This window comes from Streptomyces sp. NPDC054961 (genome assembly GCF_053609145.1).
Genome location: NZ_JBSGWY010000007.1, coordinates 152,302 through 173,312, shown reverse-complemented (window position 1 = coordinate 173,312; position 21,011 = coordinate 152,302). Strand labels below are relative to the sequence as shown.

Here is a 21,011-nt window from a genome sequence, read left to right as displayed (position 1 = left end):
TTCAGGCGCGGGTGGCGGTGGCCAGTTCGGCCAGTTCGCGTACCCACAGGCGAGGGAGGTCGCGTACGTGCTCATGCCGGGTCCGGGCGGTGACAGAGAAGGCGGCGCGGGTTCCGTAGAGGAACAGGACGCTGGAGAACAGGTGACCGCTCAGCAGCGGGGGCAACGCGAGGCCTGCCGTGACGGGGTCGCCGCCGACGGCCAGCGGGGTGTGGACGCCGAGCAGGGTCGCACTCCCGAGCGCGTCCTCAGGGCTGAGGGAGATGGAGAAGTTCTTCCAGAACAGGTGGTGCGGCATGCTGTCCATGACCTTGCGGGCCTGGGCCAGCTGCCGGTCTGCTCGACGACGCGGGCAAGCCGTCGGCCGGCACCCCGCTCCTCCACCGGCAGGAGGATGCGCATGAGTCCGCAGCGGTTGCCGCGGTCCTGGCGGTCCTGGCGGAGGCGGAGGTTGAACGGGACCCGTACGGGGACGGGCTGGTCGCGTTCGGTGGGCGGCAGCCAGGCGCGCAGGGCTCCCGCGAGGGCGGCGAGGTAAATGTCGTTGAGGGAGGCTCCCGAGGCTCGGCTGATCGTGCGCAGCGCCTCCACGGGGACATCCGCTGTGGCCAGCAATCGGCTCTGCTTACAGGGCGGGGCGGTGGCCCACTGGCGATCGACAGCTTTGGAGCTCTTTTCGCTGGCGGGCCCAGGCACACGGGCGTCGAACAGCCGACTGATCGTGTGTGCGACCGCCGCTCCGTCCTGAGTGGCGTGGTGAACACGGTAGGCAAGCAGGTATTCGTCATCGCGTCCGGTGCCGGTCAGCCAAAGACCCCAGCCCGGCCGGTCGTCTCCCAGCGGCTGGTTCGCCAGCAGTTCAGCACTGCGGTGCAGGTCGATCGCACCGGTGAGGACGTGCACGTGGCGGCCGATGTCGAAGCCGTCGGCCGGACGCCACCGCTCCTCACGAAGTGGCCCGTCCAGGCACTCCGCGAGCACGGGTACCTGCGCCAAGCGTGCTGTGACGAGTGCTGCGAGCCGCTCCGGTGTGGGCCTCGGCCCCTGTACCCGGAGCGCGATGCCGATGACGAATCCGTCATCGGGGCGCTGGCGGGCCCACTTCAGCATCACCCGGTCCTGGGCCAGGCCCGGCTCGACCGCCGTGCGGTTGGCGTCTGCGTTTCCCACCGAATTCCCGGTCGTGAGCGACGCCTTGGTCGGCACCCGCTCCGCCCCCTGAGCGGTAGCGGGCTGGGGGTCGCTGTTTACGGTCATGACGGCTCCGCTCTCGGGCTGCGTAAGGGCACTTCAGCGTCGGCGGCTGCGCGCGGGTCGACAGGAAGGGAGGAGGCCCGCCCGTGGGGCCTGGGGCGAAGGACGGGCGCAACCGAGTGAACGAGGCCAATCCTGGTTTGGACACTGGCCGTTGCCTTGTCCCGAGAACCTTCTCCGTGGGGCGTCCGAGTGGGCCTTGAACCCCTCGGGCGCGGCTGCCGGAATGCCTCCGGCGGTTACGCCGTGCGACTCGGACGAGGGAATCAATCACCCGTATGCCGTAGTCGCCCCCTGCCTCGCAAGCAGCCGTTGCACGTTCTGCTGTGAGCTTGCCGCTGCACATCCGAGGCTCGCGCCGTAGGTCGGGGCGATGCGCAAGGCCTGTCCTTGCAAGGGGTCAGAAGGGCGAACGCGGCCCCGGACCGTGTCACACGACCGGTCGCGCACTCCTCCCTCGGCCCACCGGTGAAAGGACCCTCCAGACATGCCTGACCACATGGTTGCGGGATCCGTTACGGCGCCGGGCACGGTGCCCCGCCCCACTTCCCCCATTCGTTCGGCCCCGGACCCACAGGAGTGGCGACCGCTGCCGGCCGCGGTGAACGGACACGCAGCGCGCGCCGGCGAGCGCCCCGCCCTCAGTTTCGTCAGCTACAGCCAGGACCCCGACGGTACGTGGCAGACGCTCACCTTCACCCAGGTGGATCTGCGTGCGCGGGCGTTGGCGGCCGCGCTCGAATCCCGGTTCCCACGGGGCGGGCGCGTCGCCGTGCTGTGTCCCCAGGGCCTGGACTACGGGGTTGCTTTCCTCGCGTGCCTGTACGCCGGAATGATCGCAGTGCCGCTCTTCCCCCCGGAGGACCCCCGGCGCACCGACCAGCTGGCGGCCGTCCTCGCGGACGCGGACCCGGTCTGCCTGCTCACGGTCAGTCCCAACACCCCAGCGTGCCGGGACCTGGCCGGCGGACGGGTACCGGTGTGGGCCGTGGACGAGGCTGATCCCCGACCGGCCTCCGACTGGTCCGGGTACCAGGCCGAGGCGGCGGAGCCAGCCTATCTGCAGTACACCTCCGGCTCCACCGGCCGCCCCAACGGAGCCGTCATCACCCACGGGAACCTGGTGGCCAGCACCCGGCAGGTCATGGAAGGCTGTGGCCTGTCCGACAGCACGCCCATCGCGAGCTGGCTGCCTCAGTTCCACGACATGGGCCTGTCCATCGGTGTCCTCGCCCCCATGCTCGCGGGGGCGCACGTCGCACTCATGTCGCCGCTGGCCTTCATCCAGCGCCCCGTGCGCTGGCTGCGCCTCCTGGACGCGCACCGCGCCCACTTCAGCGGAGGACCCAACTTCGCCTACGACCTGTGCGTCCGCAAGGTCCCCGATCCGTCTGGACTGGACCTGAGCAGTGTCCGCGTGCTCACGAACGGCGCCGAGCCGGTACGCGTCGGCACTCTGCGGCGCTTCACCGAAGCCTTCGCCGTCGCAGGTCTCGCACCGGACGCGGTCAAGCCCAGCTACGGCCTGGCCGAGGCCACCGTGCTGGTCGCCTGCAACCGGGTCGGGCAGCGCTGGACCGACCTCGACCTCGACAGCCACGCCCTCACCACCGGCGAAGTCCGCGTTGTAGCCGCCGGCGACGCGGCGGCACCGACCACCACGGTGGTCGGCTGCGGCCGACCCGTCGGACAGGACGTGAGGGTGGCAGACCCCGAGACCGGCGTCGAACAGGCAGCGGGCTTCATCGGCGAGCTCTGGCTGCGCGGCCCCAACGTGGCAGCCGGCTACTGGCGCGAGGAGCAGCGCTCCTCTCAGCTGTTCAACCGAACCCTCAAGACCACCAGGGGAAGCGACAGCGGCTGGCTGCGCACCGGCGATCTGGGCTTCCTGCACGACGGCGAGGTGTTCGTCCTGGGCCGCACCAAGGACGTCGTCATCATCCACGGCGCCAACCACGTGGCCAGCGACATCGAGGACACCATCCGACAGGCGATCCCCGAAGCCGTGCCAGGCGCCGTAGCGGCCTTCGCCGTCCCGGGCGACGACGCCGAGGGAGACCGGCTCATCGTGATGGTGGAACTCTCCTCAGGACCGCAGAGCGCGACGGACATCGATCTGCGCCGACGCGTGGAGATCGCCGTCGCCGAACGCCACGGCGTGCGGCCGCATGACGTCAAGGCGGCCCGGCGGGGCAGCCTGCCGCGCACGACCAGCGGAAAGCTGCGCCGCAAGGAGTGTCGCGAGCGCTACCTCACGGACGAAAACAGCTCGGCCGCACCGACGGACAGCAGGGACGACCAGTGACAGACTCCACGGACTCCGCGGAGATCACCCACTGGCTGACAAGCCACCTGGCAGGCCTCCTCGAAGTCCCCGCCTCGGACCTCGACCCCACCATGCCCTTGGACGCCCTCGGCATCACCTCGATGGAAGAGGTGATGATCACGGCAGACCTCGAAGCGCGGTACGCGGTGACGGTCCCGATCGCCGACATGCGGCGCCACCCCACCATCGAAGCGCTCTCCAGCTACATCTCCAGCCGTATGGAAGCGGCCCCTCATGACCGGATCGCCGCAGGTTGACGGACCAGCGGACCCACCGGACTGAGGTGCCCAACTCAGCGTCGGCGCACAGCGGCGCCTCCGACACAACCCCGACCCGTCGCCCGTACGAACGCAGCCCAGCTTTCCGGCCTTGCTGCGCACCCGTCTTCAACGAGTGGAGAAACCCCATGTACGACAGGATCGTCGCCATGCTGTTCGAGATCGGTGTCGACACCTCGCAGGTGACGCCGCAGAGCACCTTCCGCGATCTGCGCATGGACTCGCTCTCGCTGACCGAGCTCGCCGTCATGGTGTCCGACGACACGGGCGAGCGGGCCAGCCACCTGACCCTGGACACGACGCTGGCCCAGGCCGTGCAGCAGCTTACGCACGACGTGGAGCCGCAGGAGTCCCACTCGCGATGACAATCCCGTCGAAGATCGCGCCCGGGATCCACCTCGGGAATCGAGCTCGGGCCGGTTCTCGATGAGCCGTCCCGACATCGCCGTCACCGGTCTCGGCATGCTCACCCCTGCCGGAATCAACGTGGAGTCCACCTGGAAGGGCGTCTGCGACGGCGAGCCTACGGCTGCCACAGCCAGCCAGCTCCTCGGCCTGCCGGTCGACTTCTGCTGCTCCGTGCCGTTCTTCGACGCTCAGGAGTCGCTGGGGCGTCGGACCGTTCACCGGCTGGACCGCTCCGCGCAGCTCGCCCTCATGGCCGCCAAGGAGGCCTTGCAGGATGCCGCTCTCGATCCCCAGACCTGGGACGGCACCCGCGTCGGGGTGGTGATCGGCAGCGGCATGGGCGCCTGCCAGACCTGGGAGAACCAGCACCGGCAACTGCTCGACCGGCCCACACGTGTCTCACCGCTGCTGATCTCCATGCTCGGGCCGAGTACCCCCGCCAGCGAGATTGCTCTCCTGTGCGGGGCGCTCGGCCCGACCCTGGTGACGGCGACCGCCTGTGCCTCCGGCGCGACCGCCATCACCGTGGCCCGCGACCTCCTGATCACCGGCCAGTGCGACATCGTCATCGCGGGCGGCACAGAAGCGAGCAACACACCCCTGATCGCCACGGGGTTCGCCCAGCTCGGCGCCCTCTCGACCCGCCGCCACGACCCCGCCGGCGCCTCCCGGCCCTTCGATCAGGCTCGGGACGGCTTCGTGCTGGGTGAAGCAGCGGCCGTCCTCATCCTGGAGCGGGCCGAGGACGCCGCCGCCCGAGGCCACACGCCCCGGGCTCTCCTGGCCGGGTGCGCGTCCACAACCGACGCCCACCACCCCACCGCTCCCCACCCTGACGGCCGCGGGCTCAAGCAAGCCATGCGGGCTGCTCTGGCCGACGCCGCACTCACCCCTCACGACGTGGACCTCGTCAATGCCCACGGCAGCTCCACCGTCCTCAACGACGCTGTCGAAGCGCAGGCGATCAGCACCGTGCTGCCCGGCGGCCCGTTCGTCACCTCCACCAAGGGAGCTCTCGGGCATTCCCTCGGAGCCACCGGTGCCGTCGAAGCCGCCCTGACCGTCCTGAGCCTCCAGCACGGCTTGATCCCGCCCACCGCCAACCTGGAGAGCCCCGACCCGGCCTTCGACCTCAACCTCGTCGTCAAAGCCGCCGCGAACGAACACCTGGGCGTGGCACTGAGCAACTCCGTCGGGTTCGGCGGCCACAACGTCGTCCTGGCCTTCCGCACCCCCTGACTGGCGTCGCGCCGGTCACCTGACGTCCCTCGACGCCGTACGAGGGTCGGCGGACCACCCGTCCGGGACGGCTTGGCCCCGCCCATCTTCACAAGATCAGAAAGGCATGCTCATGGAACGGTCAGCAACCGATGCAACCGACGGTGCGGCAACCGAAGCGGGACGAACGGGCGAGAAGAACCCGGAAGCAGCAGTGACCCCCGACGCGGGACGAGACGTCCCCAACGCCCCCGGACACCGCAGGCTGCTGGGCCACCTTCCACTCATGCGGGACGGGATGCTGCCCATGCTCCGCGAACTGGGCGAGGCCGGCCCCGTGGTGAAACTTCAGCTCGGCCCCGGAACCAAATACGTGATCAGTGACGGGGAGCTGGCCCACGAGATCCTGGCCGACAAGACCAACGCATTCGGCCGCGAGCGAATGGCCCGAGGCTTCCGTCCCGTCACAGGCGACGGCCTGTTCACCCTCGACGGGACCGCACACCGCGAGCGCCGCAAGATCGTCACCCCCGCCTTCACCCGCACGCCCCTCACCGCCACCACGCCCCTGATCTGCCAAGTTACCTCGGACTTCGCCAAGCGCCTGCCGCCGCGCACCGTACTCGAGCTCGACCACGAGATGCTCAAACTCAGCGTTGACATCGCGGTCCGCTGCCTCTTCCGATCCGAAGCACCCGCCGACACCGTCTCCTGGCTGGCCACCAAGGCATTCACCCTGTCGAGGGGAATCCTCCTGCGGATGACCGCGCCCCTCTGGCTGCCTCCCATGCGCACGCCCAGCGGCTGGCGGGCGACACGCACCCTGCGAGAAGTCGCCGAGAACCTCTCCGCACGACACGTCCCGGCCGGCTGCGGCAACGACGTTCTGAGCCTCCTGGACGAAGCCGCCTGCCCCGTCCAGGGCGAACCGAACATCACCCGGACCGCGGTCATCGACGAACTGATCACCTTCCTGGCCGCCAACAGCGACGCCACCGCCATGACGCTCGCCTGGGCCTGGCACGAACTGGCCCGAAACCGCGACCTCGAACAAGCCGTACAAAGCGAGGCCGACGCCCTGTTCAACAGCGGCCGCCCGCTGCCCGACAAGGCCGTCGAACAGCTCCCCCTCACCAGCCGGGTCGTCAAAGAGGTGATGCGCCTCTACCCCATCCCCGTCGTCGCGCGTAACACCGTCCGCGAGGTGACCGTCGGCGGATTCCGCCTCCCACCCCGAGCGGAGGTCCTGCTCAACCTCTACGGCATCCACCGCGACCCCACCGTCTACCCCGACCCCGACACCTTCGACCCCCACCGCTGGACGGGCGACGAAGCACTCACGACCCGCGGCAACGCCTACCTCCCCTTCAGCGCCGGCGCGCACCGCTGCGTCGGTGCGCCCTTCGCCGCGATCAGCGCACCCGTTGCCCTGGCAGCCCTGGCCGCACGCTTCGAACTGAGGCCGGCCCACCCCGACCGTCCGGTGAAGGCCGTGGCGGGCGTGGTCACCCGACCCAAGAGGCTCCTCATGACGGCGACACCACGAGCCGGGTTCAACGCCCAACAGCGCGTCTCGGATTCGGCCATGGTGTAAGGCCTGGAGGACCCGTGCTGATGGCTTCGGTCAGCGGCTGGCTTCAACCTGTTCCCCGTACCGCTCGCTCGGGTGTGACAGACCAACATCGGAAGCTAAGTGCCGGAGGAGGGGCGCGCACGCGCGTACGCGCGCACGGCGCCCCTCGCGGGCCCTGCCGCTGAGAGAGCGAGCCGTGGCCAACAGGCGCTCTTACCGTACTCCCGGGGAGAAAGGCGAGTCGTCCTGCCTCCCTCACACGCCCGATGTGCCGTCAGGTAGGTCAGCATCTGGTCAGCATCGGTCCCCGAACATTCCGACGTGGCTGTCCGATTCGACGCCTGTCCGGCGGCGCGGCAACAGCCTGGTTCGCACGGAAGTGCAGGCAAGGAGCCTTCTCGCCAGCGGGAATCGATGTTCCTTTTAACCTTCGATCCGACGCGTGTCAGTGTAAGGTGAGACCGCCCCTGACCTGCAGAAAGCTGGCAGGGAGCCGTCTTCTAGGAGCTCAAAATGCTGCGCACCATGATCAAGTCCAAGATCCACCGGGCCACGGTCACCCAGGCCGACCTGCACTATGTCGGGTCCGTGACCGTCGACGCCGATCTGCTCGACGCGGCGGACCTGTTGCCCGGGGAACTGGTGCACATCGTCGACATCACCAACGGGGCACGGCTGGAGACGTACGTCATCGAGGGGGAGCGGGGGTCGGGGGTCATCGGGATCAACGGGGCCGCCGCGCACCTCGTGCACCCCGGGGACCTGGTCATCCTCATCAGTTACGCGCAGGTCGAGGACGCCGAGGCGCGGGTGTTGCAGCCGCGGATCGTGCACGTCGACGCGGACAATCGCATCATCGAGCTGGGCGCGGATCCGTCCGCCCCGGTGCCGGGTACGGATCAGGAGCGCAGCCCCCACGCGGTGGCTGTCTGAGGGGAGTCGGGCATCATGGCGCAGGCCGAGTCGGTCCAGTGCGTGGACGACCGCACGTCCGGGAAGCTGCTGGCCGTCGAGGACGGCGCGGTGGTCGGTTTCATCGCCTACTTCGTCCTCGCGGAGGCGCCCCACGCCCTCGTGGCGGTCCACACCGTCGTCGAGCCCGGGCACGAGGGCCGCGGGATCGCCGGGAACCTGGTGCGGACGTTCTACGGGATCGCCGCCGACGAGGGCGTGCCCGTGGTCCCGCTGTGCCCGTATGCCGCGAGCTGGGCCGCCAAACACCCCGACCGGGCGCCCGTGGCGCCGGCCGAGGTCGTCGCTTCCGCCGCGAGACAGCTCGACTCGGACTCCGACCTGTGGTGACCGCCCGGCCCGCCGGGCCGCGTCCTCGCTGAGGCGCCGCCGCGGCCCGTCGCACCGGAACGGCGCCCCCGCGGGGGCGCCGTTCCTCGTCGTGCGTACGGGCCGAGAACGCGGGAAGGTGGATGGCATGACGCAACCGCCCGTGCCCGCACCCGACCCCGTGCCGCCATCGCCTCCGCTGCCCGGCCCCGGACCGTTCCCGGACCCCGTGCCACGGCCCGCACCGCCCGCGCCCGGTCCGGTGCCCGAGCCGGATCCGGTACCACCGCCCCCGGGTCCCGCGCCCGTTCCGATGCCGGAACCGCTGGGCTGAGCGAACCCCGGCCCCGGGCCCGGAGGAACGGGCCCGACGGCGGCCGCGCCGCGTGCCGGACGCCCTCCGCCGGCCCGGATCAGGCTGCTGGTCCGGGCCCGTGCCCGGCCCTGTGCCCGGCCTGAGCCCCGTCCCGGACCGGGCCCCCGGACCAGCGCCGGACAGGCCCCCGGCCTCAGGCCGTGCGGACCTCCGAGCGGTCGCCGCTCCACAGGGTGTGGTAGGAGCCCTCGCGGTCAGTGCGCCGGTAGGTGTGCGCCCCGAAGAAGTCCCGCTGGCCCTGGGTCAGGGCCGCCGGCAGCCGCTCCGAGCGCAGGGCGTCGTAGTACGCCAGCGAGGCCGCGAAGGCCGGTACCGGGATGCCCTGGCGGACCGCGGCCACCAGCACCTCGCGCCAGTCCTCCTGCGCGGCGCCGATCTCCTCGGCGAAGCCGGCGTCCGCCAGCAGGCTCGGCAGCTCCGGCCGGGCGTCGTACGCGGCGCGGATCCGGTCCAGGAACGCGGCCCGGATGATGCAGCCGCCGCGCCACAGGGAGGCCACCGCGCCCGGGTCCACGCCCCAGCCGTACTCCTCGCTGCCGGCCTGGATCTGGTGGAAGCCCTGCGTGTACGAGACGATCTTCGAGGCGTACAGGGCCTGCTCCACCCGCGCGGCGAAGGCGTCCGCCGCCTCGGGGGAGAGCGGCGCGGCCTTCGGGCCGGCCAGCCCCCGGGCGGCCGTACGCAGCTCGCCGTGGCCCGACACCGCGCGGGCGAACACCGCCTCCGCGATGCCCGACACCGGAACGCCCAGGTCGAGGGCGATCTGCACGGTCCAGCGGCCCGTGCCCTTCTGCTCGGCGGCGTCGGCGACGACGTCCACGTACGGCAGACCGGTCGCGGCGTCCGTGTGCGCGAGCACCTCGGCCGTGATCTCGATCAGGTACGAGTCCAGGCGCCCGCGGTTCCAGGAGCGGAAGGTCTCGGCGATCTTCGCGGGGGAGTAGCCCGCGACCTCGCGCAGCAGGTGGTAGGCCTCGGCGATGAGCTGCATGTCGGCGTACTCGATGCCGTTGTGCACCATCTTGACGAAGTGGCCCGCGCCGTCGGGGCCCACGTGAGAGGTGCAGGGGGTGCCGTCGGCGGCCTTCGCGGAGATCTTCTCCAGCAGCGGGCCGAGGGAGGCGTACGACTCCTCGGAGCCGCCGGGCATGATGCTCGGGCCGAGCAGCGCGCCTTCCTCGCCGCCCGAGATGCCGACGCCCACGAAGTGCAGGCCCTGCTCGCGCAGTTCCTTCTCCCGGCGGCGGGTGTCCTCGAAGTGGGCGTTCCCGCCGTCGATGATGACGTCGCCCGGCTCCAGCAGCGGGGCGAACTCCCGGATCACGGCGTCGGTGGCCTCGCCGGCCTTCACCATGATGATCAGACGGCGCGGGCGCTCCAGCGCGTCGACGAATTCCTTGGCGGACCCGGCGGCCACGAAGGTGCCCTCGTGGCCGAACTCCTCCACCAGTGCCGTGGTCTTGGCCGCGGTGCGGTTGTGGACGGCCACCGTGAACCCGTTGCGCGCGAAGTTCCGCGCGAGGTTGCTGCCCATGACCGCGAGGCCGGTGACGCCGATCTGGGCCGTGCTGCTGCTCATTGCGTGCGCTCCTGAGTGCGTCGACAGTGCATTCGATGTGCGGAGGAATACAGGAACACCGACGCTACATCGGTGGAGATCCAGATCGCTGTACTGCTTTCGGCGAGAAATCAACTTCCCTTCCCACGGGTCCTGTTGTGCGCCTTGTCATGTTCTGGTCGCAGCGTTAGGTTGCGAGGCTCCTGATGTCTTCGATGGGGGCTCCCATGGGTGTACGGGGCCGGCACCGCCGGTATCAGCCGAGCAGCATCAACCGGGCCTCGCTCGTCGTCACGGCGGGCGGTGCCGGGATCGCGCTCCCGTTCATCGGCGCCGGAGTCGCGAACGCCGCCTCCGTGGACACCTGGAACAAGGTCGCCAGCTGCGAGTCCACCAACAACTGGCACATCAACACCGGCAACGGCTACTTCGGCGGGCTCCAGTTCAGCCAGAGCACCTGGCGCGCCTTCGGCGGCACCGCGTACGCCGCCCGCGCGGACCTCGCGACCAGGGAACAGCAGATCGCGGTCGCGGAGAAGGTGCTGAAGGGGCAGGGCCCGCAGGCCTGGCCCGCCTGCGGGAAACAGGCCGGACTCAGCCGCAGCGGCCCGGCGCCGGCCCTCGGTACGCAGTCCAAGGCGTCCGCCGCCCCGCTGCAGCAGGCCCGGCAGCTCCAGCAGGCCCAGCAGCCGCAGCAGGCCACGGGGCAGCCGCAGGGGAACGGAGCGCCGGCGCCGCAGAGCACGGCGGCCCACCCGATGGGGACCTCCGTCCTGCCCGACCCGTACGTGGTCACGCCCGGGGACTCGCTCTCGCTGATCGCCACCGAACAGCACGTGGAGGGCGGCTGGCAGGCGCTGTACGCAACCAACCGGGCCACCGTGGGCGGCAACCCGGACCTCATCTTCCCTGGTCAGCGGCTTGCCCTGCGCATCACGGCAGCGCCGCCGGCCCCGAGCCCCGAGAAGCCGCCGCGCACGGCCGAACCGGTCAAGCCCGTGGAACCGGCGGCGCAGCAGCCGCAGGAGAAGCCCGCGGAGAAGCCCGCGGAGAAACCGGCCGAAAAACCGGCGGAGAAGCCGGTCGAAACGCCGGCGGAGAAGCCGGCCGAGAAGCCCGTGCTGCAACCCGCCACCACCCGGCAGGACGCGCCCTCGGGCTACTCCGCCCCCGTGGACGCGGGCCTCGGCACGGCCTACCACGTCGCCGGTTCCTCCTGGTCCAGCGGCTACCACACGGGCGTCGACTTCCCGGTGGCCACGGGGACCTCGGTCAAGGCCGTGGGCCCCGGCGCGGTCGTCTCAGCCGGCTGGGCAGGTGCGTACGGCTATCAGGTCGTCATCCGGCACTCCGACGGGCGGTACTCCCAGTACGCGCACCTGTCGGCGCTCGGAGTCAAGGCCGGACAGCAGGTCTCCGGAGGGCAGCGCATCGGCCGCTCCGGTTCCACCGGCAACACGACCGGACCGCACCTGCACTTCGAGATGCGTACGGGGCCCGGCTACGGGAGCGACATCGACCCGCTGAAGTACCTGCGCGGCCACGGGGTCGACATCTGACCCCGTCGGCTCCGATGACCCCGGTGTTCCGGCCGGCTCGGTCTCCGGCGCCCCCACGGCCCCTGACCCCGAAGGCCCCGAGGAGTCCGTCGACCCCCCTGGGCGGTGCGAGCCGCCCGGGGCCGGGCGGCCCGAAGCCGGGGAGTCCGCCACCTGGGCGTTCGACGTCCGGGCGTCCGACATCCCGGAGCCCGCGACCGGCACTCCGGCGCCGGCCGGCCGCTCCGGCCGCGGCAGCAAGGTGAGCAGGATCAGCCCCGTCGCGGCCAGCGCCGCGCTCACCGCCGCCGCGGCGGCGCCGGCCGCCCCGTAGCGGAAGCCCTCGTCGAACATCGTGATGCCGACCGCCGCCGCGATCACCGGGTTGGCCACCGTCACGGTGGCCAGTGGCGCGGTCAGCCCGGCGCCCTGGTAGGCCGCCTGCGACAGCAGCAGCCCGGCGCCGGCGAGCGCGGCCACGGAGGCGAGTTCCGGCCACAGGGAGACCAGCGCGTCCGGGGCGAACCGCTCGGCGACCCCCTTCGTGAACACCGAGGCCATGCCGAAGGCCGTGCCGGCCGCCGCCGCCAGCAGCACGCTGCGCGCGGTGGGGCGCCGCCGCATGCGCCGCGCCATCAGGAAGAGCAGGGCGACCCCGCCCCCGGTCGCGGTCAGCAGCAGGCCCTGTCCGGAGCCCGACAGGACCCGCTCGGACCCCTCGTCGCCGCCCGTCAGAGCCAGCAGCCCGGCCAGGCCGACGGACGCCAGCAGGGCCCCGCGCCAGGCGGCGGCGCCCGCGCGGCGGTGTACGAACACGGCCGCCATCGGCAGCGCGAAGACGATGGTCAGGGCCCCCAGCGGCTGCACGAGACTCAGCGGCCCGTAGGCGAGCGCCACCACGTGCAGCAGCGCGCCGAGGCCGTTCAGGGCGATGGCGGCGTACCAGCCGCCCCGGCGCACGGGGGCGTACGGCCGCCCCGCCGACGCGGATGCGACCCGTTCCTGGACGATCGCCCCGCCCGCGTACGCCACCGCGGACACCAGGCAGAGCAGGACCGAAAGGGCTAGGGCACTCATAGAATCCACAATGCCCGAGACGGGAAGGCTATTCCTCCACCTCAAGGCCTGCACGAGTAAGGCTTGAGGTGTACTCCATCCGCAGTAGACGCGAACAGGTTTGGCTTCCGCCGGGAGGGGTCCGTACACTGACCCTTTTGGGGACTTCCGCAGCAGGCGGACGCGGACGACTGATCAAGGAACGGCAGCGGGCATGACGGTGACCGAAGACAGCCAGGACTACGGGCACGCCTACGGACCGGGCGTCGACCCCGACCGGCTCGCCCTCTGCCTCAGTGTGCTCGACGAGCTGGACAAGCTCGACGTCGACCACCCGGACGCGATCACCGTACGCCGCGCCACCGCCGGCCTCTACCGGACGGTGAAGCAGCGCCGCCGCCAGGACCGCCGCGCCGCCAAGACCGCCAACGACAAGGCCGTCACCGAGGCGACCGCGACCGGCTCGGCCGAGCGCATCGACGACGAGACCCAGGGCAACGCCCTGACCGCCGCCGCCAAGGGCCCGATCGCCGGCATACTCCAGCGTCCGCGCTCCTGCTACGTCTGCAAGACCCGCTACGTCGAGGTCGACGCGTTCTACCACCAGCTCTGCCAGGACTGTGCCGCCTTCAACCACGCGCGCCGCGACGCCCGCACCGACCTGACCGGCCGCCGCGCCCTGCTCACCGGCGGCCGCGCCAAGATCGGCATGTACATCGCGCTGCGGCTGCTGCGCGACGGCGCGCACACCACCGTCACCACCCGCTTCCCCGCCGACGCGATCCGCCGCTTCAAGGCGATGCCCGACAGCTCCGAGTGGCTGCACCGCCTGAAGATCGTCGGAATCGACCTGCGCGACCCGGCCCAGGTCGTCGCGCTGGCGGACTCCGTGGCCGCCGAGGGCCCGCTCGACATCCTGATCAACAACGCCGCGCAGACCGTCCGCCGCTCCCCGGGCGCCTACAGCGAGCTCGTCGCCGCCGAGAACGCCCCGCTCCCCGCGGGCGAGCTGCCCACCTCCGAGATCATCGGCACCTTCGGCAGCGGCACCGTGGACCGCGTCGCCGCGCTGCCCACCGGCAAGGGCGAGAAGCTCAGCGCGCAGGACGTCACCGAACTCGCACTGGTCTCCGGCTCCGCCTCCCTGGAGCGGATCGCGGCTGGCACCGCGATCGACGCGGGCGGCCTGGTCCCGGACCTGCACGACACCAACAGCTGGATCCAGACGGTGTCCGAGGTCGACCCGATCGAGCTCCTCGAAGTGCAGCTCTGCAACTCCACCGCGCCGTTCATCCTGATCAGCAAGCTGCGCCCGGCGATGGCCGCGGCCGAGGCCGGCCGTCGCTACGTCGTCAACGTCTCCGCCATGGAGGGCGTCTTCAGCCGCGGCTACAAGGGCGCCGGCCACCCGCACACCAACATGGCGAAGGCCGCGCTCAACATGCTGACGCGCACCAGCGCCCAGGAGATGTTCCAGAAGGACCAGATCCTGATGACCGCCGTCGACACCGGCTGGATCACCGACGAGCGCCCGCACCCGGACAAGATCCGCCTGGCCGAGGAGGGCTTCCACGCCCCGCTCGACCTGGTCGACGGCGCGGCCCGGGTCTACGACCCGATCGTCCGCGGTGAGCTCGGCGAGGACCTGTACGGCGTCTTCCTCAAGGACTACGCGCCCGCCAACTGGTAGGCCGCCCGGCCCCTTCCGCACGGCGTACCGCGCCCCCGCCCCCTCTCCGTACGCCGGAGGGGGCGGGGGCGCGCCGTGTTACCCCGTTCGGTCGTACGCCCCCGCCGCGACCAGTTCCAGCACCGGACGCCAGTCCTCCAGCACGCCCGCCTCCGAACCGCTGGCGCTCCGGCCCGCGTCGACGGCCAGTCTCAGGGCCTCCACGTCGGCTTCCGCACCGGCCTCCGGGCCGGGTCCCCGGGTCTCCCGCGGAGCCGGTGCGAGCTGCCACACCAGCCGGGCCACCCGCTCGCCGAGCAGCGCGCGCAGGGCGCGCGCCGTAGGCTCGGGCCGACCAAGACCGTGCACCAGCCCGGCGACTTGGAGCTCCTTGTCGTACGGGAAGGAGCGCCGCAGCGAGGCGGCCGCCCTCAGACCGTGGCCGGCCCCGGAACGGGAGAAGAGCAGATCCATCAGTTCCTCGACGCTTCCGACGACCGTCGGCACCTCGGACCCCGCCACTGACGTTCCCCCGTCGCCCGATCGCGCACATCACCGCATGGCGCTGTCGAGCAGAGCAGCCGCTCACGACGGGCCGCCGTACGAGTGACTGAACTCGGGGCGAAAACGAGCGGTCCAGTGTGGATTTTACCTTTCCATCGAGCGGGGGTCCGCTCATATGTGTACTCTGAGCGGCATGAGAGCCCTACCCGGGTACTCGCTCCACCAAGGCGCCACCGCGTCCGGAAACCCTTTATTCCTGTCCCGTCCAGCGGTCCGACCGCTGCCGGGTTACGCGACACAAAGGAGTGCGCGGTGACGCCAGAACTGACGAAGACCGAGCAGGCCCCGAAGGAACGCACGGGTTCGCGAAGCATCAAGCGGCCCGAGACCCTCGGCAACCTGGAGGTCTGGGCCCGGTCCGCCCCCATCCGTCTCGCCGGCTACGAGGACGACCTCGCGGAGCCGCACATCCTGCCCGGCATCGACTAGCCGCTGCCCGGAGCGTTCCGAGCCCCCGTGCCGACTGGTGCGGGGGCTCGCATGGTTCCCCGGGCGGGTACGCCGTCAGCGTCATCGCTGTGGGCGATCAAGGGTTACGCCCGCCCCCGCCCGCGGGCACGCTGACGTGCATGAAGCTGCTGATGCTGGGTGGTACCGAATTCGTCGGGCGCGCGATCACCGAAGACGCCCTGAACCGCGGGTGGGAGGTGACCGTCTTCCATCGCGGGCACCACGCGCCCGCCCCCGGAACGACGGCGCTGCACGGGGACCGCACCGCCCCCGGCGGCCTGGACGCCCTGACGGCGGGGGAATGGGACCTCGTCGTCGACACCTGGGGCGGCGCCCCCACGGCCGTACGGGACAGTGCCCGGCTGCTCGCCGGCCGCGTCGGCCGGTACGCGTACATATCGAGCCGCTCCGTGTACTCCTATCCCGCCCCGGCCGGACTGGACGAGGACGGCCCGCTGGTCGACGGCTCGCCCGACGCCGAGGCCACCGCCTACGCCGAGGACAAGCGCGGCGGGGAGCTCGCCGCCCTGGAGGCCTTCGGGGACCGCGCGCTGCTGGTCCGCGCCGGACTCATCCTCGGCCCGTACGAGAACGTCGGCCGGCTGCCCTGGTGGCTGAACCGTGCCGCCCGGGGCGGCCCCACGCTCGCCCCCGGCGCACCCGGCCTCCCCCTCCAGTACATCGACGTGCGCGACCTCGCGCGCTGGACCCTGGACGCCGCCGAAGCCGGACGCGGCGGCCCCTTCAACGTGGTCTCGCCCGTCGGCCACGCCACGATGGGCGCCCTCCTCGAGGCCTGCGCGACCGAGACGGGCGGCGGCGCCGAGCTGCGCTGGACCGACCCGGGCCGGCTCGGGGAAGCGGGCGTGGAGCCCTGGACCGAGCTGCCGATCTGGCTCCCCGAAGGAGAACTGCACGACTACATGTTCGGCGGCGACGTCACCAAGGCGCTCGCGGCGGGACTGACGTGCCGGCCGGTCGAGGAGACCGTCGCCGACACCTGGTCCTGGCTCCAGGGGCTCGGCGGGACCGCCCCGCAGCGCTCCGACCGGCCGGCCCCGGGCATACCGCCGGAGAAGGAGGCGGCGCTACTCGCGCTCTGAGGGCGGGCCGCCCCGCCCCGGTGTGCCGACGCCGTCCGGGCCGGGCGCCCCGGCGAGCCGGGTCGGCGGCAGGTACTCGCCCACCAGCGTGCGGTGCCACCAAGCCCCCGTCTCGCGCCGCTCCCGCCGGGTCGTGAACCGGTAGCGGTACAGCCGTGCGCGGACGAAGCGGGGCGGGGCGTCCGGGAAGGGGTTGTGGCGGATCAGCCGCAGGGTGTCCCGGTCGCCCGCCAGCAGCCGCTCGACGAACGGCCCGAACCAGTCCCGCGCGTACGCCGGGGAGAGCGCCGCGAACCACATCAGCCAGTCGAGCCGCAGGTGGTACGGGGCGAACTGGCGCGGGACCCGGCGCACTTCACCCGGCTTCCCCTTGAACCCGTACTCCCGCCACGCGCCGTCCGGCCGGGGCTCCCGGTCGGCGGTGCCCTCCACCACCACCTCCTCGCGGATCCGGCCCACGGTGCCGAATGCCCCGTAGGTGTTGACGAGGTGGAGCGGGTCGAAGGACCGGTTCATCACCTGGCCGCGCGAGATCATGTTGGCCACCGGGTGCCGGCTCAGGACCAGCACCAGCGCGGTCACCGCGCACACGAGGACCACGTACCAGAGCGGACCCGTCCGGGAGGCCGCCTCCGGCGGCGCGCCGGCGCCGGCCGCGAACGTGCCGAAATCGACGGCCGGCAGGGCGAGCGTGATCGTCAGCCAGTTCAGCCAGGCGAAGTTTCCCGAGAGCACCAGCCACAGCTGCGTCGCCACGATGACGGCGGCCGCGTACGAGGCCACCGGCTGGGGGGCGAACAGCATGACCGGGACGACCAGTTGGGTCACGTGGTTGGCGGCGCACTCCACCCGGTGCAGCGGTGCGGGCAGGTGGTGGAAGTACCAGCTGAGCGGGCCGGGCATCGGCTGCGTCTCGTGATGGAAGTACAGGCAGGTGAGCTTGCGCCAGCAGGCGTCGCCCCGCATCTTGATCAGCCCCGCGCCGAACTCCACCCGGAAGACCACCCAGCGCAGCAGCCACAGCACCAGCACCGGCGGCCCGGCCCGCGCGTTGCCGAGGAAGACGGCCAGGAAACCGGCCTCCAGCAGCAGCGACTCCCAGCCGAAGGAATACCAGGTCTGCCCCACGTTCACGACGGACAGGTACAGCACCCACAGCAGCGCCCACACCGCCATCGCGGCGCCCAGCGGCACGCGGTCCCCGGCACCGGCCGCGAGGGCCGCCGCCAGCAGGGCCCCGGTCCAGGCGCAGGCGGCGAAGAAGCGGTCACCGTAGTGGAGCTGGAACAGGCTCGGGGCGCGCCGGAAGGGCACGTACCGCACGTACCGCGGCACGGGCAGCATGCCGTGGGCCCCGATGAGGGCCCGGAACTGCAGGGCGGCCCCGGTGAAGGCGACCAGGTAGACGCCGGCCAGGGCCCGCTGGAAGATCAGCCGACCCAGCCAGTATCCGGGCGCCGTGAACCAGTCCATCGCCTCCAGTATCCGGCCGGGCGGGGCTCCACGGCGAGCCTGCGGACGTGGCGTCCGAGCAGGCGGGCGTAGCGCAGCTGGAGGAAGGGGATCACCGGGCCCGCGAGCCGGGTGTACCAGCTCCCCGGGCGGCTGAACGCGGTGACCTCGAACCAGACCGCCCCGTCCGCGTCCATGTCGACGACGAAGGACTCCTCGCCGATCTCGGGGTGGCCGGTCAGGGTCCCGTACGCGAAACCGATCCGCCGGGGTTCGTCCGCCGTCCAGATCACCTCGCACGGGGCGTCGATCCGCAGCGGGCCGAATCCGATCCCCACCACGACCCGCTCTCCGGGACGCACGGGCCGGCCGGGGCCCGCCGCGGCGTCGACGAGCATGCCCGAGGAGCGGTGCGCGCCGAAGGTGGTGACGGCGTCGCCCGCGGCGGCGAGGACGGCCCGGCCGTGTCCGATCCGGGTGCGGTGGTAGCCGGCGGGCAGCGGCCGGCGGGCCGTGGCGCCCCGGTCGGGGTAGTTGAGGGTGCTGCGGCCGTGGCCGGTGAGGCGGGTCATGTCGCGGTCTCCGTTCGGGGAACTCGGCCGGCGGTGAGCCGGCGCCAGGCGAGCAGTGAGCACAGGGCGAATCCGAGGGCGTTGCCGAGACCGTGGGTCGCGGCCATCCAGGTCAGGGTGGGGTGGACGACCCCCGAGGCCTCGCCGAGCGCCCACCACAGGGCGAGCAGCATGGTGGCCGCCAGCACTCCGGCCGAGACCGTGAGCAGCGCACCCGTCAGCCGGTCGCGGGCGCCGGCTCCCGGGCGGATGTCCCGCCAGGTCAGCCGGGCCACCGCCCACATCCCGCCCGTCAGCGTCACCGCGCCGACCAGCTCGGCCCAGTCGTCGACGAAGTAGCCGAGGAGGACGAGCAGGGTGCCCGCCGGGACGCTGTACGCGGCCCAGCGTGCGAGCCGGCCGCGGGCGGCGGCCCGGCACACCAGGCCGGCGACCAGGGCGGCCGTGAACCCGGCGAAGTGGAAGTGCGGGACGGTCAGCGCCAGGATGTCGAGGTCGAATCCGAAGAGCCGGTATCCGGCGCGTTCGGCGACCAGCGCGGTGCCGGCGACCGAGGGCGAGACCAGTGCGGTGAGCACGGCGGCCTCGGCGGGGGCGGACCCCCGGCTGGGCGGGCCGGTCCGCAGCAGCCGGGCCGGTGCCCTGGCCGCCAGGGTCAGGGTGGCCGCCGCGTACAGTGCGGCGAGGATCGTGGCGGGGACGCCGCGCGGCAGCCAGAGGCACACGGCGCCGGGCGCCGCGAGCAGCGGCCAGAGCCGGGCCGTCCCGCGCAGCCGGACCGGGTCGATCAGGCGCAGGCCGGCCGGGACCACGTAGAGCATGCCCAGGGTGACGATCAGATTCACCAATACCGTCACCCTGGACTCCCCTCCCCGCGCCGAACGCTTTGAACGCGTTCAACTCACGGTCGTGAGCCTAGGGGGTTCCTTGAACATGTTCAAGACCGGGTCGAGGTGATGATCCTCCGGTTGCGGCGACCGCGTGGATGCGGCAGACAAGAGGGAGCAACCGGGGCGAACAGGGAGATCCAACGTGCACGCACCGACACCGCGTCAGGCGCCGCGCCGTCATGTACCGGCCCGCGCGGCCCTCTTCACGGTCCTCGGACTCCTCGCCGCCGCCTGCGGTGCCTCCGGAGACGAAGGACAGACCAAGGGCCCCTCCGCCGAGAGCCAGGAGGTGCACCTCCAGCCCGTCGCCTCGGCCGGCCCCGATCCCTTCACGTCCTCCTCCGCCACCGGCGAGTCGGCCCCCGTGCAGCCCCCGCTGCCGAACCCGACCGGACAGGGCATCCGCACTGTCAACGCCGCGACCCCCGGCCTGTACGGCGGCACCCAGCGCCTCGGCAGCTGCGACGTGGAGGCCCAGGTCCAGTCCCTCACCTCGGACGACGCGAAGTCCCGGGCCTTCGCGGAGGCCTCGCAGGTGGAGCAGGAGAAGATCCCCGAGTTCCTGCGCGGGCTCACCCCGGTGGTCCTGCGCGCCGACACCCGCGTCACCAACCACGGGTTCGTCGGAGGCAACCCGAACGCCTTCCAGTCCGTCCTCCAGGCTGGCACGGCCGTCCTCGTCGACGACCACGGAATGCCCCGGGTCCGCTGCGCCTGCGGAAACCCGCTGGCTTCGCCGCGATCGGCCCAGGGTGCCCCGGTTCTCAAGGGCGATGCCTGGAACGGCTACCAGCCCAACCAGGTCGTCGTCATCGAGCCGACCGCTCAGGTGATCAACAACCTGGTGATCGTCAACATCACCGACAACACCTGGATCGAGCGCAAGAGCGGCGACGACGGCGCCCAGGACCGGGCCCCGCAGACCCCGCCGCCGTACGACCCGGCCGAGGGCATCCCCGCCGGGCCCGCGACCCCGCCCGGCACCTCGCCGGGCCGTCCGTGCCCGACCCCGGACAGCAACAGCCTCGCCCGCACCTCGCCGCCGGCCTCCGGCAGCCCGGGCCGGGTACCGGCCCCCGGTGCGACCGACTGCCCGCCGGGCTCCCCGCAGTCCGTGCCGGGCACCCCGACGGCCCCCACACGGCCGCCGACCGCCCCGCAGCAGCAGCCGACCACCCCGCCGCCCACGTCCGACCTGTCCCCGAACGCCCCCACCGACTTCCCCACCGACTTCCCCACGGACCTCCCGTCCGACCTGCCCGGCCGGACGCCGGACGACTCGGGGATCCTCGTCGGCCCCGACGGCACCACCCCGCAGCCGAGCGGCCCCGACGGGTCCCTCGATCCGCTCCACGACCCGTTCGCCGAGCCCTACGGGGTTCCCGACCAGCAGCAGGGCACGCCGCCGTACGACGCCCCGTACCTGGAGAGCGCCTGACCCGCCG

General features: G+C 72.1%; 18 protein-coding genes and 2 pseudogenes. 12 read left to right on the top strand and 8 right to left on the bottom strand.

The genetic code is table 11. From position 1 onward, the window contains the following. Position 1: 1 nt before the first annotated feature. Together ACWF9Z_RS10165 and ACWF9Z_RS10160 are read right to left on the bottom strand one after the other, a co-directional pair. Positions 2 to 307, bottom strand: coding sequence for a hypothetical protein (locus tag ACWF9Z_RS10165; RefSeq protein ID WP_453599861.1), 306 nt, complete (start codon positions 305 to 307; stop codon positions 2 to 4). 386 nt (positions 308 to 693) lie between these two features. After that, positions 694 to 1,110 (bottom strand): annotated as a pseudogene (locus ACWF9Z_RS10160) (wax ester/triacylglycerol synthase domain-containing protein); the annotation flags it as partial. Positions 1,111 to 1,855: 745 nt separating this feature from the next. Between ACWF9Z_RS10160 and ACWF9Z_RS10155 the strand changes: the two are divergent. The 7 genes from ACWF9Z_RS10155 (at position 1,856) to ACWF9Z_RS10125 (ending at position 8,359) form a co-directional block, all read left to right on the top strand. Beyond that, on the top strand, positions 1,856 to 3,559 hold the full coding sequence (locus ACWF9Z_RS10155) for a fatty acyl-AMP ligase (RefSeq protein WP_453599723.1): 1,704 nt from the start codon (positions 1,856 to 1,858) through the stop codon (positions 3,557 to 3,559). Continuing rightward, on the top strand, positions 3,556 to 3,837 hold the full coding sequence (locus ACWF9Z_RS10150) for an acyl carrier protein (protein WP_453599720.1): 282 nt from the start codon (positions 3,556 to 3,558) through the stop codon (positions 3,835 to 3,837). The genes ACWF9Z_RS10155 and ACWF9Z_RS10150 overlap by 4 nt, the downstream gene beginning before the upstream one ends. Before the next feature lie 149 nt (positions 3,838 to 3,986). Next, positions 3,987 to 4,223 (top strand): acyl carrier protein, encoded by a 237-nt coding sequence (locus ACWF9Z_RS10145; RefSeq protein WP_453599717.1) that lies wholly within the window; start codon positions 3,987 to 3,989, stop codon positions 4,221 to 4,223. Positions 4,224 to 4,284: 61 nt separating this feature from the next. Beyond that, complete coding sequence (locus ACWF9Z_RS10140) at positions 4,285 to 5,505, top strand: beta-ketoacyl-[acyl-carrier-protein] synthase family protein (protein WP_453599714.1); 1,221 nt, start codon at positions 4,285 to 4,287, stop codon at positions 5,503 to 5,505. Between the two features lie 112 nt (positions 5,506 to 5,617). After that, positions 5,618 to 7,078: a cytochrome P450 gene (locus tag ACWF9Z_RS10135; RefSeq protein ID WP_453599711.1), complete on the top strand. Its 1,461-nt coding sequence runs from the start codon at positions 5,618 to 5,620 to the stop codon at positions 7,076 to 7,078. Positions 7,079 to 7,570: 492 nt separating this feature from the next. Next, on the top strand, positions 7,571 to 7,990 hold the full coding sequence (panD, locus tag ACWF9Z_RS10130) for an aspartate 1-decarboxylase (RefSeq protein ID WP_453599708.1): 420 nt from the start codon (positions 7,571 to 7,573) through the stop codon (positions 7,988 to 7,990). 15 nt (positions 7,991 to 8,005) lie between these two features. Continuing rightward, positions 8,006 to 8,359, top strand: coding sequence for a GNAT family N-acetyltransferase (locus ACWF9Z_RS10125; protein ID WP_453599705.1), 354 nt, complete (start codon positions 8,006 to 8,008; stop codon positions 8,357 to 8,359). A 488-nt stretch (positions 8,360 to 8,847) separates the two neighbouring features. Here ACWF9Z_RS10125 and gndA read toward each other — a convergent pair whose 3' ends face one another. Further along, positions 8,848 to 10,293 carry an NADP-dependent phosphogluconate dehydrogenase gene (gene gndA, locus ACWF9Z_RS10120; protein ID WP_453599703.1) on the bottom strand — a complete coding sequence of 482 codons (1,446 nt, stop codon included), beginning with the start codon at positions 10,291 to 10,293 and terminating at the stop codon, positions 8,848 to 8,850. A gap of 206 nt (positions 10,294 to 10,499) precedes the next feature. Here gndA and ACWF9Z_RS10115 point away from each other — a divergent pair, with 206 nt between their 5' ends. Continuing rightward, on the top strand, positions 10,500 to 11,831 hold the full coding sequence (locus tag ACWF9Z_RS10115) for a transglycosylase family protein (protein ID WP_453599700.1): 1,332 nt from the start codon (positions 10,500 to 10,502) through the stop codon (positions 11,829 to 11,831). A 276-nt stretch (positions 11,832 to 12,107) separates the two neighbouring features. Here ACWF9Z_RS10115 and ACWF9Z_RS10110 read toward each other — a convergent pair. Further along, a pseudogene (locus ACWF9Z_RS10110) lies at positions 12,108 to 12,887 on the bottom strand (DMT family transporter); the annotation flags it as partial. A 193-nt stretch (positions 12,888 to 13,080) separates the two neighbouring features. Here ACWF9Z_RS10110 and ACWF9Z_RS10105 point away from each other — a divergent pair. Beyond that, complete coding sequence (locus ACWF9Z_RS10105) at positions 13,081 to 14,556, top strand: SDR family NAD(P)-dependent oxidoreductase (protein WP_453599697.1); 1,476 nt, start codon at positions 13,081 to 13,083, stop codon at positions 14,554 to 14,556. Positions 14,557 to 14,634: 78 nt separating this feature from the next. Here ACWF9Z_RS10105 and ACWF9Z_RS10100 read toward each other — a convergent pair whose 3' ends face one another. Next, positions 14,635 to 15,009, bottom strand: a complete 375-nt coding sequence (locus tag ACWF9Z_RS10100; protein ID WP_453599852.1) for a hypothetical protein — start codon at positions 15,007 to 15,009, stop codon at positions 14,635 to 14,637. Positions 15,010 to 15,351: 342 nt separating this feature from the next. On the opposite strand from ACWF9Z_RS10100, the gene ACWF9Z_RS10095 reads away from it, so the two are divergent. Both ACWF9Z_RS10095 and ACWF9Z_RS10090 read left to right on the top strand, forming a co-directional pair. Further along, positions 15,352 to 15,528, top strand: a complete 177-nt coding sequence (locus tag ACWF9Z_RS10095) for a hypothetical protein (protein ID WP_453599695.1) — start codon at positions 15,352 to 15,354, stop codon at positions 15,526 to 15,528. 140 nt (positions 15,529 to 15,668) lie between these two features. Next, positions 15,669 to 16,652 carry an NAD-dependent epimerase/dehydratase family protein gene (locus ACWF9Z_RS10090; RefSeq protein WP_453599693.1) on the top strand — a complete coding sequence of 328 codons (984 nt, stop codon included), beginning with the start codon at positions 15,669 to 15,671 and terminating at the stop codon, positions 16,650 to 16,652. Here the strand turns inward: ACWF9Z_RS10090 and ACWF9Z_RS10085 are convergent. The 3 genes from ACWF9Z_RS10085 to ACWF9Z_RS10075 are packed head-to-tail and all read right to left on the bottom strand — an operon-like array spanning position 16,638 to position 19,533. Further along, entirely contained in the window at positions 16,638 to 18,125 is a 1,488-nt protein-coding gene (locus tag ACWF9Z_RS10085) for a lipase maturation factor family protein (protein ID WP_453599690.1), read from the bottom strand. The genes ACWF9Z_RS10090 and ACWF9Z_RS10085 overlap by 15 nt on opposite strands. Next, on the bottom strand, positions 18,083 to 18,676 hold the full coding sequence (locus tag ACWF9Z_RS10080; RefSeq protein WP_453599687.1) for a DUF1990 family protein: 594 nt from the start codon (positions 18,674 to 18,676) through the stop codon (positions 18,083 to 18,085). The genes ACWF9Z_RS10085 and ACWF9Z_RS10080 overlap by 43 nt, the downstream gene beginning before the upstream one ends. Continuing rightward, complete coding sequence (locus ACWF9Z_RS10075; protein WP_453599685.1) at positions 18,673 to 19,533, bottom strand: YndJ family protein; 861 nt, start codon at positions 19,531 to 19,533, stop codon at positions 18,673 to 18,675. Before ACWF9Z_RS10075 ends, ACWF9Z_RS10080 begins: the two co-directional genes overlap by 4 nt. Positions 19,534 to 19,708: 175 nt before the next feature. Between ACWF9Z_RS10075 and ACWF9Z_RS10070 the strand changes: the two genes are divergently transcribed. Next, on the top strand, positions 19,709 to 21,004 hold the full coding sequence (locus tag ACWF9Z_RS10070; protein WP_453599682.1) for a DUF6777 domain-containing protein: 1,296 nt from the start codon (positions 19,709 to 19,711) through the stop codon (positions 21,002 to 21,004). Positions 21,005 to 21,011 lie beyond the last annotated feature (7 nt).